The sequence below is a fragment of the Pseudomonas silesiensis genome (assembly GCF_001661075.1).
Lineage (GTDB): Bacteria > Pseudomonadota > Gammaproteobacteria > Pseudomonadales > Pseudomonadaceae > Aquipseudomonas > Aquipseudomonas silesiensis.
The window spans coordinates 4,868,666-4,883,968 of the sequence record NZ_CP014870.1 but is presented as its reverse complement, the minus strand read 5'-3'; the positions used below and the strand labels follow the sequence as shown (position 1 = coordinate 4,883,968).

Annotated in this window: 18 protein-coding genes and 1 pseudogene; 16 read left to right on the top strand and 3 right to left on the bottom strand. The window is 60.0% G+C overall.

Features of this window, described 5'->3' with window-relative positions; all coding sequences use genetic code 11:
- Positions 1-22: 22 nt before the first annotated feature.
- The 3 genes from PMA3_RS21555 (at position 23) to PMA3_RS21545 (ending at position 2,459) form a co-directional block, all read left to right on the top strand.
- Complete coding sequence (locus PMA3_RS21555) at positions 23-508, top strand: chemotaxis protein CheW (RefSeq protein WP_064679085.1); 486 nt, start codon at positions 23-25, stop codon at positions 506-508.
- Positions 509-901, top strand: coding sequence for a DUF2802 domain-containing protein (locus tag PMA3_RS21550; protein ID WP_064679084.1), 393 nt, complete (start codon positions 509-511; stop codon positions 899-901). It abuts the gene before it with no gap.
- Between the two features lie 379 nt (positions 902-1,280).
- Positions 1,281-2,459 (top strand): integrase core domain-containing protein, encoded by a 1,179-nt coding sequence (locus PMA3_RS21545; RefSeq protein WP_064675632.1) that lies wholly within the window; start codon positions 1,281-1,283, stop codon positions 2,457-2,459.
- A 105-nt stretch (positions 2,460-2,564) separates the two neighbouring features.
- Here PMA3_RS21545 and PMA3_RS21540 read toward each other — a convergent pair.
- A pseudogene (locus tag PMA3_RS21540) lies at positions 2,565-2,748 on the bottom strand (EscU/YscU/HrcU family type III secretion system export apparatus switch protein); the annotation flags it as partial.
- A gap of 288 nt (positions 2,749-3,036) precedes the next feature.
- On the opposite strand from PMA3_RS21540, the gene PMA3_RS21535 reads away from it, so the two are divergent.
- On the top strand, positions 3,037-3,279 hold the full coding sequence (locus tag PMA3_RS21535; RefSeq protein WP_064679083.1) for a hypothetical protein: 243 nt from the start codon (positions 3,037-3,039) through the stop codon (positions 3,277-3,279).
- A gap of 164 nt (positions 3,280-3,443) precedes the next feature.
- On the opposite strand, the gene PMA3_RS21530 is transcribed toward PMA3_RS21535, so the two are convergent.
- Complete coding sequence (locus PMA3_RS21530) at positions 3,444-3,773, bottom strand: EscU/YscU/HrcU family type III secretion system export apparatus switch protein (RefSeq protein WP_064679082.1); 330 nt, start codon at positions 3,771-3,773, stop codon at positions 3,444-3,446.
- Positions 3,770-5,341, bottom strand: a complete 1,572-nt coding sequence (fliK, locus tag PMA3_RS21525; protein WP_064679081.1) for a flagellar hook-length control protein FliK — start codon at positions 5,339-5,341, stop codon at positions 3,770-3,772. Before fliK ends, PMA3_RS21530 begins: the two co-directional genes overlap by 4 nt.
- A 198-nt stretch (positions 5,342-5,539) precedes the next feature.
- Between fliK and ccmA the strand changes: the two genes are divergently transcribed.
- The 12 genes from ccmA (at position 5,540) to phnD (ending at position 15,174) form a co-directional block, all read left to right on the top strand.
- Entirely contained in the window at positions 5,540-6,175 is a 636-nt protein-coding gene (gene ccmA, locus PMA3_RS21520; RefSeq protein ID WP_064679080.1) for a cytochrome c biogenesis heme-transporting ATPase CcmA, read from the top strand.
- Positions 6,172-6,840: a heme exporter protein CcmB gene (ccmB, locus tag PMA3_RS21515; protein ID WP_064679079.1), complete on the top strand. Its 669-nt coding sequence runs from the start codon at positions 6,172-6,174 to the stop codon at positions 6,838-6,840. The genes ccmA and ccmB overlap by 4 nt, the downstream gene beginning before the upstream one ends.
- A 91-nt stretch (positions 6,841-6,931) precedes the next feature.
- A complete protein-coding gene (locus tag PMA3_RS21510; protein ID WP_064679078.1) occupies positions 6,932-7,687 on the top strand; it encodes a heme ABC transporter permease in 756 nt (251 codons plus the stop codon).
- Positions 7,684-7,860, top strand: a complete 177-nt coding sequence (gene ccmD / locus PMA3_RS21505) for a heme exporter protein CcmD (protein WP_064679077.1) — start codon at positions 7,684-7,686, stop codon at positions 7,858-7,860. The genes PMA3_RS21510 and ccmD overlap by 4 nt, the downstream gene beginning before the upstream one ends.
- Positions 7,857-8,312, top strand: a complete 456-nt coding sequence (gene ccmE, locus PMA3_RS21500; RefSeq protein ID WP_064679076.1) for a cytochrome c maturation protein CcmE — start codon at positions 7,857-7,859, stop codon at positions 8,310-8,312. Before ccmD ends, ccmE begins: the two co-directional genes overlap by 4 nt.
- Before the next feature lie 3 nt (positions 8,313-8,315).
- On the top strand, positions 8,316-10,304 hold the full coding sequence (locus PMA3_RS21495) for a heme lyase CcmF/NrfE family subunit (protein ID WP_064679075.1): 1,989 nt from the start codon (positions 8,316-8,318) through the stop codon (positions 10,302-10,304).
- The gene (locus tag PMA3_RS21490) at positions 10,301-10,837 is read left to right on the top strand and encodes a DsbE family thiol:disulfide interchange protein (protein WP_064679074.1); all 537 of its coding nucleotides are present in this window, start codon (positions 10,301-10,303) and stop codon (positions 10,835-10,837) included. Before PMA3_RS21495 ends, PMA3_RS21490 begins: the two co-directional genes overlap by 4 nt.
- Positions 10,834-11,307 (top strand): cytochrome c-type biogenesis protein, encoded by a 474-nt coding sequence (locus tag PMA3_RS21485; RefSeq protein ID WP_064679073.1) that lies wholly within the window; start codon positions 10,834-10,836, stop codon positions 11,305-11,307. The genes PMA3_RS21490 and PMA3_RS21485 overlap by 4 nt, the downstream gene beginning before the upstream one ends.
- On the top strand, positions 11,300-12,502 hold the full coding sequence (gene ccmI, locus PMA3_RS21480) for a c-type cytochrome biogenesis protein CcmI (RefSeq protein WP_064679072.1): 1,203 nt from the start codon (positions 11,300-11,302) through the stop codon (positions 12,500-12,502). Before PMA3_RS21485 ends, ccmI begins: the two co-directional genes overlap by 8 nt.
- 14 nt (positions 12,503-12,516) lie before the next feature.
- Positions 12,517-12,927 (top strand): hypothetical protein, encoded by a 411-nt coding sequence (locus PMA3_RS21475; protein WP_064679071.1) that lies wholly within the window; start codon positions 12,517-12,519, stop codon positions 12,925-12,927.
- A 365-nt stretch (positions 12,928-13,292) separates the two neighbouring features.
- Entirely contained in the window at positions 13,293-14,126 is an 834-nt protein-coding gene (gene phnC, locus PMA3_RS21470) for a phosphonate ABC transporter ATP-binding protein (protein ID WP_064679070.1), read from the top strand.
- Positions 14,127-14,160: 34 nt separating this feature from the next.
- On the top strand, positions 14,161-15,174 hold the full coding sequence (gene phnD, locus PMA3_RS21465; RefSeq protein ID WP_064679069.1) for a phosphonate ABC transporter substrate-binding protein: 1,014 nt from the start codon (positions 14,161-14,163) through the stop codon (positions 15,172-15,174).
- Positions 15,175-15,303: the final 129 nt, after the last annotated feature.

The window sequence follows — 15,303 nt, the reverse complement described above, 5'->3', positions numbered from 1 at the left end:
CGGTTTATCGAGGGGTCAGGGTATGAATGACAAGGCTGCGGCTGCAAAGGGTTCCGAAGATCCGATCCTGCAATGGGTAACCTTCAAGCTGGACAACGAAACCTACGGCATCAACGTGATGCGCGTTCAGGAAGTCCTGCGCTACACCGAAATCGCCCCGGTCCCGGGTGCCCCGAGCTATGTGCTGGGCATCATCAACCTGCGCGGCAACGTGGTCACCGTGATCGACACCCGTCAGCGCTTCGGCCTGATGAACGCCGAGATCAGCGACAACACCCGCATCGTCATCATCGAAGCCGACAAGCAAGTGGTCGGGATCATGGTCGACAGCGTGGCCGAAGTGGTTTATCTGCGCCAGTCGGAAATCGAAACCGCGCCTAACGTCGGTAACGACGAGTCCGCCAAGTTCATTCAAGGCGTGTGCAACAAGAACAACGAATTGCTGATCCTGGTCGAACTGGACAAGATGATGAGCGAAGAAGAATGGTCGGACCTGGAGAACATCTGATTGATCCTTGAGGCGGCGGTCATTGTCCTGTTCCTCTTGTGGGCAGGCACGCTGGCGATGTTCCTGGCCTACGTTCGCGCGCAAAAGCTGATCGCCGCGCAACAGGCCGGGGGCGACGCGCTGCGCGACCAGCGCATCAAGGACCTGGCCAGGCGCGTCGACGATTACCAGAACAGCAACGTGCGCATGGGCCAGGAGCTGCAGGAATTGCGCGCGGTGGTCGGACCGTTGCCGGACAAGCTGATCCAGCTGGAACAGCGCGACCCCTCGAGCCTGTCATTCGCCCAGGCTGCTCGCCTGGTGGGCATGGGCGCGAGTGTCAATGAACTGACTCAGTCCTGCGGCCTGACCCAGGCCGAGGCGGAATTGATGAGCAAGCTGCACAAAAGCTGACAGGGCCATCCACGATCCCCTGTAGGAGCGAGCTTGCTCGCGAAAATCGTCACGATAACGCGCTATACCTGACCCCCCGCAGCGCCAGTGGTTTCCGCAGTCCCCTGTGGGAGCGAGCCTGCTCGCGAAAATCGTCAACGATAACGCGCCATACCTGAAACCCCGCAGCGCCGTTGGTTTCCGCGGTCCCCTGTGGGAGCGAGCCTGCTCGCGAAAATCGTCAACGATAACGCGCCATACCTGAAACCCCGCAGCGCCGTTGGTTTCCGCGGTCCCCTGTGGGAGCGGGCTTGCCCGGGTAGAAACCGGAGACATCCTTTACGTTTTAAACCGGAGACATCGTTTACAGGTATGAAATACGGTCAGGAGGTGCCTGACCATGCCCTGGAATCGAGAGTCCCCAATGGATCAACGAATCAAACTCATAGGCGACTGGCTGCAAGGCAGCTATTCCAAAAGCGAGTTGGCCCGTCACTACGGGCTCAGCCGACCCACTTTGGATAAATGGCTTGCGCGCTACGAAACACAGGGCATTGATGGGCTCAAGGAACTGTCACGGCGTCCGCATACGAGCCCTTTCAAAATCAGCGATGAGGTGCTTGAGCTGCTAGTCGCGTACAAGCGCGAGCATCACAGCTGGGGACCTGAGAAGCTGGTGCATAACCTTAAGATTGATCATCCAGAGTTGTCTTGGCCAACAGTCAGCACGGCAGGCGAATGGCTTAAGCGAGCAGGTCTGGTGCAAAAACGTCGTTTCCTCAATCGCCCGCCAGCGGGGAAAAATCCGCTGCGCGACGCTACTGCGCCTAATCAGACATGGGCGGCGGATTTCAAAGGTGACTTCGCGCTTCAGAACGGCCAACGTTGTTACCCACTGACCATTACTGATCACGTCAGCCGATTTCTATTGCTGTGCAGAGCGCAAAGCAGCGTTGCCGGGGCTCGCGAAGGGTTCGACTGGGCGTTTCGGGAGTACGGGTTGCCTAATGTGATTCGCACAGACAACGGCTCCCCCTTTGCCTCCACCGGCATTTCGCGCATATCCAGCCTGGCGGCTTGGTGGATACGCCTAGGGATCTACCCTGAGCGAATCCAGCCGGGGCGGCCTGACCAGAATGGCCGTCATGAGCGCATGCATCGAACGCTCAAGGCTGCATTACTTCATGCGCCTGAACGTAATCTGGTGGAACAACAGTTGGCATTTGAACAGTTTCGACAGGAGTTCAATTACGTAAGACCTCATAAGGCTTTAGAGATGAAGGTTCCTGCGGATCTGTATAAGCCTTCGCCAAGGCAGTACGACGGACGCGTGCCTGAGGCTGATTACGCTTCGGATATGAGGATCCGCATGATCCGACAAAATGGATCGATGAAATGGAAAGGCAAAATGATTTTCGTCAGTGAATCTTTGGCAGGTGAGGCGCTAGGACTGAAGGAAGTGGACGATGATGTGTGGGATATTTACCTTTGCAACTACCTTTTAGGCAGACTGAAAAGCGGCGAGAGCCGCCTTTCAAGCCAACAGAAACGTAAAGGATGTCCCCGGTTTCAGTCGTAAAGGATGTGTCCGTTTCTACACCGCGAAAATCGTCAACGATAACGCGTTATACCTAACACCCCGCGGCGCCAGTTGGTTTTTCGCGAGCAAGCTCGCTCCTACAGCTCAGTAGTCATCCCCGCGATCGGTGATGTCCTTCTCGACCATCGGCGCATCCGGATCCTGCCCCGCAGGAAATTTCCCCTTCAGATTCCACGCAAACGCAATAATCTCTGCAATCGTACGATACAAGGGAATACTCTCCCTTAGCTTTCATTCGCGCTAACGGTTTCACCCATTCGATGTTTTGTTACTGAACTCAATTAAGTTGGTCGGGATGGATGCCAGTGTCGCCAGCGCCAACGGCTTTTGTTATGCAACGTCATACACTATTTTTAATGTCACGTAATAATTCGCATATTTTGCAACTGTTTTTTCTTCGTGATAATTTTTGATTGATGTATTTTTGCAAAAATGTCTACTGGTATGTATGGCGGTAGACATTTTTTTCGGTGGTGCGTGTAATGGACGTTCTCATTCGAAGTGTCGATATGGGACTGGTGATTCTAATATTCGTCTGTGATTAATGAGAGGTCATATGGAAATTAATGCAATTCGCACAGCAGGAGAAATTATTACCTTTGATCCGGGCGCTCCGGGTCATTCTGAACTCGCGACTTGTACGGTCAGGGATGATAATCATGCTAACGATATTTTTTTGGTGCGGATCATTGACCATTTTTGGTTGATGGAACATTTGCCGCTCGTCGGTAAACGTATTCGCTTTTCGAGAACAGGAAGTAGTGGGCACCTCATTGCTGAGGATATTGAGTTGGAGTAACTAGTATGAATTGATTGTTTCTCATGTGGAGATAGTCGATGCGGTAACTAATAGGCTCGCTCTCATAATAATTGCAGCGATTGAGCGACACATTTTAATCGCTGTCTTTTATGAGGGTGAGTTGGCTTTCCGATGACGGTTCGTGGATAGTGCGCCTGATTATTTCAGTAGTCCTCTCCACGGTCGGTGATGTCTTTCTCTCCCCCTGGCGCGTTCTGGTCATGCTCCTCGGGAAACTTACCCTTCAAATTCCACGCAAACGCAATAATCTCGGCAATCGTACGATACAACTCTTCCGGAATACTCTCTCCCAATTCCATCCGCGCCAGCAACTTCACCAGTTCGGCGTTTTCGTAAATCGGCACTTCACAATCGCGGGCAATCTTCAAAATGGCTTCGGCCAGGGCATCGTCACCTTTCGCCGTGAGGGTAGGGGCGTGGTTGCCGTCGTATTTGAGGGCGATCGCCTGGCGTGGAGTGTCAGGGGTTTTCATGCGGTTTCGTCGACCCAGCGTTGTTCGAGACGGGTTTGGGCGCCTTGCGGCGGTGTGCCGAGGTGGCAATCGATGTCACCGACGTTCAGGCCCGAATCCAGCAGGCGTTGACGCAGTGCCGCCAGATTGCTTTCGATCAGGCTGGCGGTATACGGCCGCTCGGCCCATAGCTGGCTGGAGAGGCTGCCACTGATCAACTGCGCTTGAACCTGCAACGGCCCCAGCGGCTCCATGTCGAACGCCAACTCGACGCGCCAGAGTTGTTGCTTGGGCGGGCGTTCTTCGTGACGTTCTTTGGGCTGTTGCTGTTCGGGCGCTTCTTCGCGCTGGAACTTGACTTGCAACGGCACGATGTCCTGCAGGTTGCGCATCGGTATTTCCAGCTGCCAAGTGCTCATCTGGCGCCCGTCGCTGGTCACGCCGGTCTGTTCCAGGCTCGACAGCTGATGGCTTTGCAAGCGCGACACCGCTGCCGCGGCCAGGCGCAGCAGGTGTTCGAGATCGTCCTCGCCATCCGCGCTTTGCAACAGGCGCTCGGGCAGGGGGAAGCTGGTCGGCGACGGTTTGGCGCTGACCTGTCCCAGCATGCCGAGGGCGCTGCGCACGAACCCCGGAAGGGCCTGGGCCAGGGTATTGGCGGCTATGATCGCATTCAGATTGGTGTTGGCCGGCAACCCCGGGGTCAATTGTGCGATCAGCGTGAGCAGGTCGCCCTTCATGTCCGGCGCCAGCGTCGGGTTCTGCCCGCCGAGCAGTTTCGCTTCGAGGAACAGCCCGCTGCCGGCCAGTGCCTGGGCCAGGCCCTTGGGCGTACTGAGTTGATGAATGTCTGGCAGGTCGGCGAGCAGCTTGTCCACGGCAGCGCGCACTTCGCTGGATGTCTGATCCGCGGGCAGGTTTTGCAGCAGTTTCAACAGCCCGTTGATCGAACCCTGGCGACTCTGCTGGCTGACCAGTTGTTGAGTCACCGCCAGTTGTTCCTGGCGGCTGCTCAAGGGCACGAATTTCAAGGTATGGGCGTCCTGCACCCGCGCGCTCAACAAGGTGCCGACGGGCAGTGGCCGTGGGCCGTCGATGCTCAGTGTACTGCCGCTCAACGCCGTATTGAGCAGGCTCACCATCGAACGAAAGACCATTGGCTGACCCGGAACCTGGGGCATCACTTGCGAGGTCAGCACTTTGCCTTGAAGCAGGGTGCCGGCCGGCAGTTGCGCGGTGTCGATGCGGGTGAGGGTGGCGACGCTGGAGGCGACGGCCTGTTGCACGCTGATCGCCAGGTTGCCTGCCGATGGCTGGGTGATCGCAAGGTGGGTGCCCTGGAGCAGCGGCTGGGTACTGGTGGCTTGAACCGTGGTCTGGCGGCCGCTGTCGAGGGTGACCTTCAGCAGCAGTTGAAACGTCTGTTCCGCCTGCTTGAGCGACAGCACTTCCGCCTTGGCGCCCTGACCTGTGCCGATCAGGCCCTCCGTCGGCGTCAGCAATTTGATCAACTCGCCGCCGACCGCCTGCGCACGTGGCGTCGCAGACACGGTTGGCGGTAGCGGAAGGATGTTCATTTCGCCTGTCATATGCGGTCACAACCTGAGGAAATTGCCCTCTTGAGAGTAGGGCATGGCATGTATAATGCGGCCCCGTTGTATCCGGGGCGCTGAAATCATTTGCAAATACTTGATCTGGCGCCTTAGACCGAGCCGCCAAAGCATTTATCCTGCATCTCTTTAGCGGCCGCACCGCTGCCGACTTGAACCGTAAAGGCCCGTGATCTCTTGACCAGTCCTGTCCTGCAAACCGTTGCCCTTGCCTGTGAGCGAGACCTTCGGCTGCTCTTCGAAAATCTCGAATTGAGACTGGCCAGTGGCGAAATGGTGCAGATCAGTGGCCCTAACGGCAGCGGCAAGACCAGCCTTCTGCGTCTGCTTTGCGGTCTGATGCAGCCGACCGCCGGTCAAGTACTGCTCAACGGCCAGCCGCTGAACGAGCAACGCAGTGAACTGGCGCACAACCTGCTGTGGATCGGCCATGCCGCCGGGATCAAGGACCTGCTGACCCCGGAAGAAAATTTGAGCTGGCTCTGTGCCCTGCATCAACCGGCTTCCCGCGAGGCGATCTGGCAAGCGTTGGCCGCGGTCGGTCTGCGCGGTTTCGAGGATGTTCCCTGCCACACCCTGTCCGCCGGCCAGCAGCGCCGCGTGGCACTGGCGCGGTTGTACCTGGACAGCCCGGCACTGTGGATCCTCGATGAGCCCTTTACCGCGCTCGATAAACAAGGCGTGGCGCAACTCGAAGAACACCTGGCCGCACATTGCGAAAGCGGTGGCATGGTGGTGCTGACCACGCACCACACCCTGAGCCGGATGCCGGCCGGTTATCGCGACATTGATCTGGGGAACTGGGCCGTATGACTGTCTTCGGCCTGTTGGTCGCCCGTGAGGCCCGTTTGCTGTTCCGCCGTCCCGCGGAATTGGCCAATCCGCTCGTATTCTTCGCGATCGTCGTTTCCCTGTTCCCGTTGGCGGTCGGTCCCGAGTCTCAATTGTTGCAAACCTTGTCTCCAGGACTGGTCTGGGTGGCGGCCCTTTTATCGGTTTTGCTCTCGCTGGACGGGCTCTTCCGCAGTGATTTCGAGGATGGTTCCCTGGAACAGTGGGTCCTTTCGTCGCACCCCCTGCCTCTTCTGGTATTGGCCAAGGTACTGGCACACTGGGCCTTCTCTGGCCTGGCACTGGTTTTGCTCGCACCATTGCTGGCGTTGATGCTCGGTTTGCCTGCCGCCTGTCTGCCGGTGTTGCTGCTTTCGTTATTGCTGGGTACACCGGTGCTGAGCCTGCTCGGTGCGGTGGGCGCGGCGCTGACGGTGGGATTGAAGAGAGGCGGCCTGCTGCTGGCGTTGCTGATCCTGCCGTTGTACATCCCGGTGTTGATCCTGGGCAGTGGCGCCTTGCAGGCGGCCCTGCAGGGCATGCCAGCGACCGGTTATCTCCTGTGGCTTGGCAGCCTGACCGCCCTGGCGATAACCCTGACACCTTTTGCAATAGCTGCTGGCCTGAAGATCAGCGTCGGCGAATAATAATGAGGCCTGGTCAAATTTTGACCACTTCTTTGGAAGAAAGGCAGACTCCAGGCGCTTGAAGCCAGGAGCAACCGTGATGGAAACAGCAATGAACTGGACCTGGTTTCATAAGCTCGGCTCACCCAAATGGTTTTATGGCATCAGCGGCAAGCTGCTGCCGTGGCTCAGTGTCGCGGCGTTGCTGCTGATCGGCGTTGGCGTAGTATGGGGGCTGGCCTTCGCGCCGCCGGACTACCAGCAAGGCAACAGCTTTCGCATCATCTATATCCACGTTCCGGCCGCCATGCTCGCGCAGTCCATCTACGTGATGCTGGCTGTGTGCGGCATCGTCGGGCTGGTCTGGAAGATGAAACTGGCGGACGTCGCCCTGCAATGCGCGGCGCCCATCGGTGCCTGGATGACCGCCGTGGCACTGGTCACCGGCGCGATCTGGGGCAAACCGACCTGGGGTTCGTGGTGGGTTTGGGATGCGCGACTAACGTCCATGCTGATCCTGCTGTTTCTGTACTTCGGTCTCATTGCGCTGGGCAACGCGATCAGCAATCGTGACAGCGCGGCCAAGGCCTGTGCGGTGCTGGCGATCGTCGGCGTGATCAATATCCCGATCATCAAATACTCGGTGGAGTGGTGGAACACCCTGCACCAGGGCGCCACCTTCACCCTCACCGAAAAACCGGCGATGCCGGTGGAAATGTGGTTGCCATTGCTGCTGACGGTGTTGGGTTTCTACTGTTTCTTCGGCGCCGTGCTGTTGCTGCGCATGCGCCTTGAAGTGCTCAAGCGCGAAGCCCGCGCGAGCTGGGTCAAGGCCGAAGTGCAAAACAGCCTGGAGGTCGCGCGATGAGTTTTGCTTCATTCGGCGACTTTCTCGCCATGGGCCATCACGGCCTGTACGTCTGGTCGGCCTATGGCATTTGCCTGGCGGTACTGGTTCTCAACGTGGCGGCGCCGGTCCTGGCCCGCAAGCGGTATCTGCAACAAGAGGCGCGTCGTCTGCGCCGGGAGAACGGCAAGTGAATCCCCTGCGTAAAAAGCGTCTTATCATCATTCTCGCGATCCTGGTCGGCGTCGGCGCTGCGGTCGGCCTGGCCCTGAGCGCCCTGCAACAGAACATCAATCTGTTCTACACCCCGACCCAGATCGCCAACGGCGAAGCCCCGCAAGATACGCGCATCCGCGCCGGCGGCATGGTCGAGAAAGGTTCGCTGCAACGTTCCGGCGATTCCCTGGACGTGAAATTCGTGGTCACCGACTTCAAGGAATCCGTGACTATCAGCTACCGCGGCATCCTTCCGGATCTGTTCCGCGAAGGGCAGGGCATCGTTGCCCTGGGCAAGCTCAATGCCGATGGCGTGGTGGTGGCCGACGAAGTGCTGGCCAAGCACGATGAAAAATACATGCCGCCTGAAGTGACCAAGGCTTTGAAAGACAGCGGTCAATCTGCTCCAACGCCCGCGAAGGAGGGTTGAACCATGACTTCCGGCATCTTTATTCCTGAGCTGGGCCACCTGGCGATGATCCTGGCGCTGTGCTTCGCGCTGGTCCAGGCCGTGGTGCCGTTGCTGGGTGCCTGGCGCGGCGACCGTTTGTGGATGAGCCTGGCCCAGCCGGCCGCCTGGGGGCAATTCGCGTTCCTGCTGTTTGCCTTCGGTTGCCTGACGTACGCCTTCATGGCCGACGATTTCTCCGTGGCCTATGTCGCCGGTAACTCCAATAGCGCCTTGCCGTGGTACTACAAATTCAGCGCGGTATGGGGCGCTCACGAAGGCTCGTTGCTGCTGTGGGCGCTGATCCTCGGCGGCTGGACCTTCGCCGTGTCGGTGTTCTCCCGGCAGTTGCCGCAGGTGATGCTTGCCCGTGTGTTGTCGATCATGGGCATGATCAGCATCGGTTTCCTGCTGTTCCTGATCCTGACGTCCAACCCCTTCGAACGGATCCTGCCGCAGATTCCAACGGACGGTCGTGACCTCAACCCCTTGCTGCAAGACATCGGGCTGATCGTTCACCCGCCGATGCTGTACATGGGTTATGTCGGTTTCTCCGTGGCCTTCGCCTTTGCCATCGCCGCGTTGCTCGGTGGGCGTCTCGATGCGGCGTGGGCGCGCTGGTCCCGTCCGTGGACCATCGTCGCCTGGGCCTTCCTCGGTATCGGTATCACGTTGGGCTCCTGGTGGGCCTATTACGAGCTCGGCTGGGGTGGCTGGTGGTTCTGGGACCCGGTGGAAAACGCCTCCTTCATGCCATGGCTGGTCGGCACGGCGCTGATTCACTCGTTGGCGGTCACGGAAAAACGTGGCGTGTTCAAGAGCTGGACCGTGTTGCTGGCCATCGCCGCGTTTTCGTTGAGCCTGCTCGGCACCTTCCTCGTCCGTTCCGGGGTGCTGACATCGGTGCACGCCTTTGCGTCCGACCCCGAGCGCGGCGTGTTCATCCTGATCTTCCTGTTGTTCGTGGTGGGCGGTTCGCTGACGCTGTTCGCCCTGCGCGCACCGGTGGTCAAGAGTCACGTCGGCTTCAACCTCTGGTCCCGGGAAACCCTGCTGCTGGGCAACAACCTGGTGCTGGTGGTGGCGGCTTCGATGATTCTGCTCGGCACCTTGTACCCGCTGATCCTCGATGCGATGACCGGCGCCAAGCTGTCGGTCGGCCCACCGTACTTCAACGCGTTGTTCATTCCCTTGATGGCGTTGTTGATGGTGGTGATGGCGGTCGGCATGCTGGTGCGCTGGAAAGACACCCCGGTCAAATGGCTGCTGGGCATGCTGACCCCGGTGTTGCTCGGCAGCGCCGCGCTGGCTGTGGTGGCCGGCATCGCCTACGGTGATTTCAACTGGGCGGTGATCGCCACCTTCATGCTCGCCGCCTGGGTGTTGCTGGCCGGCGTTCGCGACATTTTCGACAAGACGCGCCACAAGGGCCTGATCAAGGGCTTGCCGACCTTGACCCGCAGTTATTGGGGCATGCAGGTCGCGCACCTCGGCATTGCCGTTTGCGCCCTGGGTGTCGTGCTCTCGAGCCAGAACAGTGCCGAGCGCGACCTGCGTCTGGCGCCGGGCGAATCCATGGACCTGGGCGGTTACCAATTCGTGTTCGAAGGCGCCAAACACTACGAAGGCCCGAACTTCACCTCCGACAAGGGCACCGTACGCGTGATCAAGGGTGGCAAGGAAATCAGCGTGCTGCACCCGGAAAAACGCCTCTATACCGTGCAGAACTCGGTGATGACCGAAGCCGGGATCGACGCCGGTTTCACCCGTGACCTCTACGTTGCCCTCGGCGAACCGCTGGGCGAGGGTGCCTGGGCCGTGCGTGTGCACGTCAAGCCGTTTGTGCGCTGGATCTGGTTCGGCGGCTTGCTCACCGGTCTCGGCGGGTTGCTGGCGGCGCTGGATCCGCGTTATCGGGTCAAGGTGAAAAGCCGCGTGCGCGAAGCACTTGGCATGTCGGAGGCGACGGCATGAGACGTTGGCTTATGCTGTTGCCCCTGGCGATTTTCCTGGTGGTTGCCGTGTTCCTGTACCGCGGCCTGTACCTGAACCCGGCCGAGTTGCCCTCGGCGATGATCAACAAGCCGTTCCCGGAGTTTTCCCTGCCGGCGGTGCAGGGCGACAAGACCCTGACCAGGGCCGATCTCCTCGGCAAGCCGGCGCTGGTCAACGTCTGGGGCACCTGGTGCATTTCCTGCCGGGTCGAGCACCCGGTGCTGAACAAGCTGGCCGAGAAGGGCGTGGTGATCTACGGCATCAACTACAAGGACATCAACGCCGATGCCTTGAAGTGGCTGGATGAATTCCACAACCCGTACCAGCTGGACATCCGCGACGACGCAGGCACATTGGGCCTGAACCTCGGCGTGTATGGTGCCCCGGAAACCTTCTTCATCGACGCCAAGGGCATCATCCGCGACAAGTTCGTCGGGGTGATCGACGAACAGGTCTGGCGTGAAAAACTGGCGGCCAAGTATCAGGCGCTGGTGGATGAGGCCAAGCCATGAAGCGCTGGATAGCCGCTGTGGTGTTGGGCTTGAGCATGGCCGGCGTGGCACATGCGGCCATCGACACCTATGAGTTTGCCAATGAAAACGATCGCGAGCGTTTTCGCGAACTGACCAAAGAACTGCGCTGCCCCAAGTGCCAGAATCAGGACATCGCCGATTCCAACGCACCGATTGCCGCCGACCTGCGCAAAGAGATCTTCCGCATGCTCGGCGAGGGCAAGGACAATCAGCAAATCATCGATTTCATGGTCGATCGCTACGGTGATTTCGTGCGCTACAAACCCGCGCTGAATGCCAAGACCGCCGTGCTCTGGTTCGGCCCCGCCGGCCTGCTGCTGGGCGGTTTCGTGATCATCGCCGTGATCGTCCGGCGCCGACGCGTGCAAAGCGTTGCCACCAAGGATGAGCTTTCTGTCGAGGAGCGTGAGCGCCTCGACCAACTGTTGGATAAAACCAAGAATGATTGATTTCTGGCTCGCTGCAGGTCTGCTGCTTCTGGTTGCCCTGAGTTTTCTGCTGATCCCCGTTCTGCGTGGCCGTCGTGCCCAGCTTGAAGAGGATCGTACTGCCCTCAACGTCGCGCTGTATCAGGAGCGCGTGGCCGAACTGCAAACCCAGCAGGAGGAGGGCGTGCTCGACGCCGGGCAAATGGACACCGGCCGTGCCGAAGCGGCGCGTGAGCTGCTGGCGGACACCGAAGGCGTCGAGGCACCGCGCGTGTCGCGCCTGGGCAAACCGTTGCCCTTGCTCGCGGCGATTCTGGTGCCGGTGCTGGGCCTGGGCCTGTACCTGCATTTCGGGGCCAGCGACAAGGTCGAACTGACACGGGAATTCACCCAGGCGCCACAGTCGATGGAAGAGATGACCCGTCGCCTGGAGCGCGCGGTCGAGGCGCAGCCGGACTCGGCTGAAGGCCTGTATTTCCTCGGTCGCACCTACATGGCGCAGGATCGTCCAGCCGATGCGGCGAAGATCTTCGAACGTGCAGCTAACGTGGCCGGTCGTCAGCCGGAGTTGCTCGGCCAATGGGCCCAGGCCCAATACTTCGCCGACGGCAAAAAGTGGTCGGACAAGATCCAGGCACTCACCGACGAAGCGCTCAAGGCCGATCCGAAGGAAGTCACCAGCCTCGGCCTGCTCGGTATTGCCGCCTTCGAAAGCGAGCGTTACCAGGACGCCATCGACTATTGGAATCGCCTGCTCGCGCAGTTGCCGCCGGATGACAATTCCCGTGCCGCGCTGCAAGGCGGGATTGCGCGGGCCAGCGAAAAACTCGTCGCCAGCGGCGGCAAGGTGTCCGAGGCGCCAGTGGCCAAGGTCGCAGCGGTGCTCAAGGTGCGTGTGGATCTTTCACCCGAGCTCAAGGCCAAGGTCCAGCCGGGCGACAGCGTGTTCATCTTTGCCCGCGCCACCTCCGGCCCTCCCGCGCCACTGGCCGCCAAGCGCCTGACCGTGGCCGACTTGCCGGCGACCGTCGAGCTGGGCGATGCCGATGCCATGATGCCGCAGTTGAAACTGTCGAACTTCCCTGAAGTCCAACTGGTTGCACGCGTCTCCCGCGCCGGCCAACCCACGGCGGGCGAATGGATCGGTCGCAGCCAGCCCTTGGCCAGCAGCACCACCGCACAGCAACAACTGACTATCGACAGTCCGGATAAATGACAGGAAATGCAACCATGACCGCCTTCGCTCGAATCACCCTGCTCAGTATGGTTTTGGGGTTAAGCGCTTGCGCGGTCCAGCGGCCCGAGCCGACGCCGCGGCCACTGCCGCCGATCCCGCCCTCGCAGCCCCGCCCGACGCCGTCTACCTCGCCGACGCCGAGCAAGCCGAGCATTCCGGCCAAGCCCGCCAAACCGCTGCCTCGCACCTCCGCCAGCTTCGCCCCGCCGCCCGGCGGCAACAGCCACTGGGATCCCAAGCTCGGCGTGTACGTGCTTGAAGACCAGACCAACACCTTCTACCGCCAGCGCACCTACTACCGCTGGAACAACGGCTGGAGCCGTTCGATCAGCCCGAACGGGCCGTGGGAAGACACCACTATCCAGGGTGTGCCGGGTGGGTTGGGACGGCAGTTCGGGCAATAGCAGTCAGCACAGAACAAGGCGACCTTCGGGTCGCCTTTTTTATGCCTGCAGAGAAATAGACTGTGGATTCACCCAATACCCTGTGGGAGCGAACTTGCTCCGGGCGGCGTTCCGACGCTAGCTGAGTGTCTGTTGACATTGATATTGGCTGTGCCGCCCCCATCGCGAGCAAGCTCGCTCCCACAGGGGACAGATGTGGCTCACACAGTGTGCGGCTGACCTTTGCGGCTCAACCTTTCACAAAACCTTCATCAAATAGATGATCCAGCGACATGTGCAAGTCATAGGGCTGACACAGCCTTTGCCTAAAGTCGGTTGAACTTCAAAGCGGCCAGGGACGGCTGTTCAACCAGACAGAGAAGCCCATGAACGCAGCTATCCATGTCGATCATCTGAACAAGACCTTTGCGCGCAAGACCGCACTGGTCGACCTCCAACTCACCATCGGTGCCGGTGAGATGGTCGCGCTGATCGGCGCTTCCGGCTCCGGCAAATCCACCTTGTTGCGGCACCTCGCGGGCCTGGCCTGTTGCGATCGCAACAACGGCGGTAGCGTCAAGGTGCTGGGGCGGGAAGTGCAGGCGTCCGGCCGGCTCAATGGCAAGGTCCGTCGCCTGCGCGCCGATATCGGCTACATCTTTCAGCAGTTCAACCTGGTCAACCGCCTCAGCGTGCTCGATAACGTGCTGCTCGGTTGCCTGGGGCGCATGCCACGCTGGCGCGGCAATCTGAGTCTGTTCAATGCCGAGGAAAAACAGTTCGCCATGGAGTCCCTGGACCGGGTCGGCCTGGCCGACCTGGCGGAGCAACGGGCGTCGACCTTGTCCGGCGGCCAGCAGCAACGGGTGGCGATTGCCCGGGCATTGACCCAGCGTGCCGAGGTGATTCTGGCCGACGAGCCCATCGCCTCCCTGGACCCGGAGTCGGCGCGCAAGGTCATGGAGATCCTCGCCGACATCAACCGCCGCGACGGCAAGACCGTGGTGGTGACCCTGCATCAGGTCGATTACGCCACACGTTATTGCCCCCGTGCCGTGGCGCTCAAGGGCGGGCGCATCCATTTCGATGGCCCTGCCGCCGACCTGAGCAGTCAGTTCCTCAATGACCTGTATGGCGCCGACCTCGACGCCAGCCTGATGTTTTCCGACCAGGCCCGCCGCCCCGAACCCGCGCCCCGGCTGGTGCTGGCTCGCGTGTGAACACCCCCATTTTGCACCCTCAGGAATTCTCTCCATGTTGAACCGTATCGGTCGCGTTTTTGCTGGCGCAACACTTCTTGCAAGCTGCGTACTGGGCACCGCCCAGGCTGAAGAAAAAGCCATCAACTTCGGCATCATGTCCACTGAGTCTTCGCAGAACCTCAAGAGCATCTGGCAGCCGTTTCTGGATGACATGCACAAGAAGACCGGCCTGAAAATCAACGCCACCTTCGCCTCCGACTATGCCGGGCTGATCCAGGGCATGCGCTTCAACAAGGTCGACGTCGCCTGGCTGGGCAACAAGGCCGCCATCGAAGCGGTGGACCGTTCCAACGGCGAGATCTTCGCCCAGACCGCTGCCGCCAGTGGCGCCACCGGCTACTGGAGCGTGCTGATCGTGCGCAAGGACAGCCCGATCAACTCCGTCGACGACATGCTGAAAAACGCCAAGACCCTGACCTTCGGCAACGGTGATCCGAACTCTACCTCGGGCTATCTGGTGCCTGGCTACTACGTGTTCGCCAAGAACGGTGTCGATGCGGCCACCGCGTTCAAGCGCACCCTCAATTCCAGCCATGAGGTCAACGCCCTGAGCGTGGCCAAGGGGCAACTGGATGTAGCGACCTTCAACACTGAAAGCTGGGATCGCCTGGAGGTCACGCAACCCGACAAGGCGGCACTGCTCAAGGTGATCTGGAAGTCGCCGCTGATCCCCGCCGATCCCCTGGTGTGGAGCAAGGCCCTGAGCGACGGCGAGAAGCAAAAGATCCGCGATTTCATCTTCAGCTATGGCGACACCGAGTCCGAGAAAGCGGTGCTCAAGGGCATGCAACTGGGCAAGTTCCTGGCCTCCACCGACGACCAGTTACTGCCGATCCGTCAGCTTGAGCTGTTCAAGCTGCGCACCACGATCGATGCCGACAGCAAGCTTGAGGCGGCGGACAAGGCCAAGCGCCTGGCCGAGATCGATGCCGAACTGGCAAAGCTGCAAGAACGCCTGACCCTCCTTGAGAAATCCACCGATAAAAAGACCGCCAACGCCGGTTGATTCACGGCGCAATTCATGTGGGAGCGGGCTTGCCCGCGATGGCGGTGTGTCAGTCGACATCGATGGTGCATGGGCCGGCGCCTTCGCGGGCAAGCCCGCTCCCACAGGTTCTGCACCAGGCATTACTCA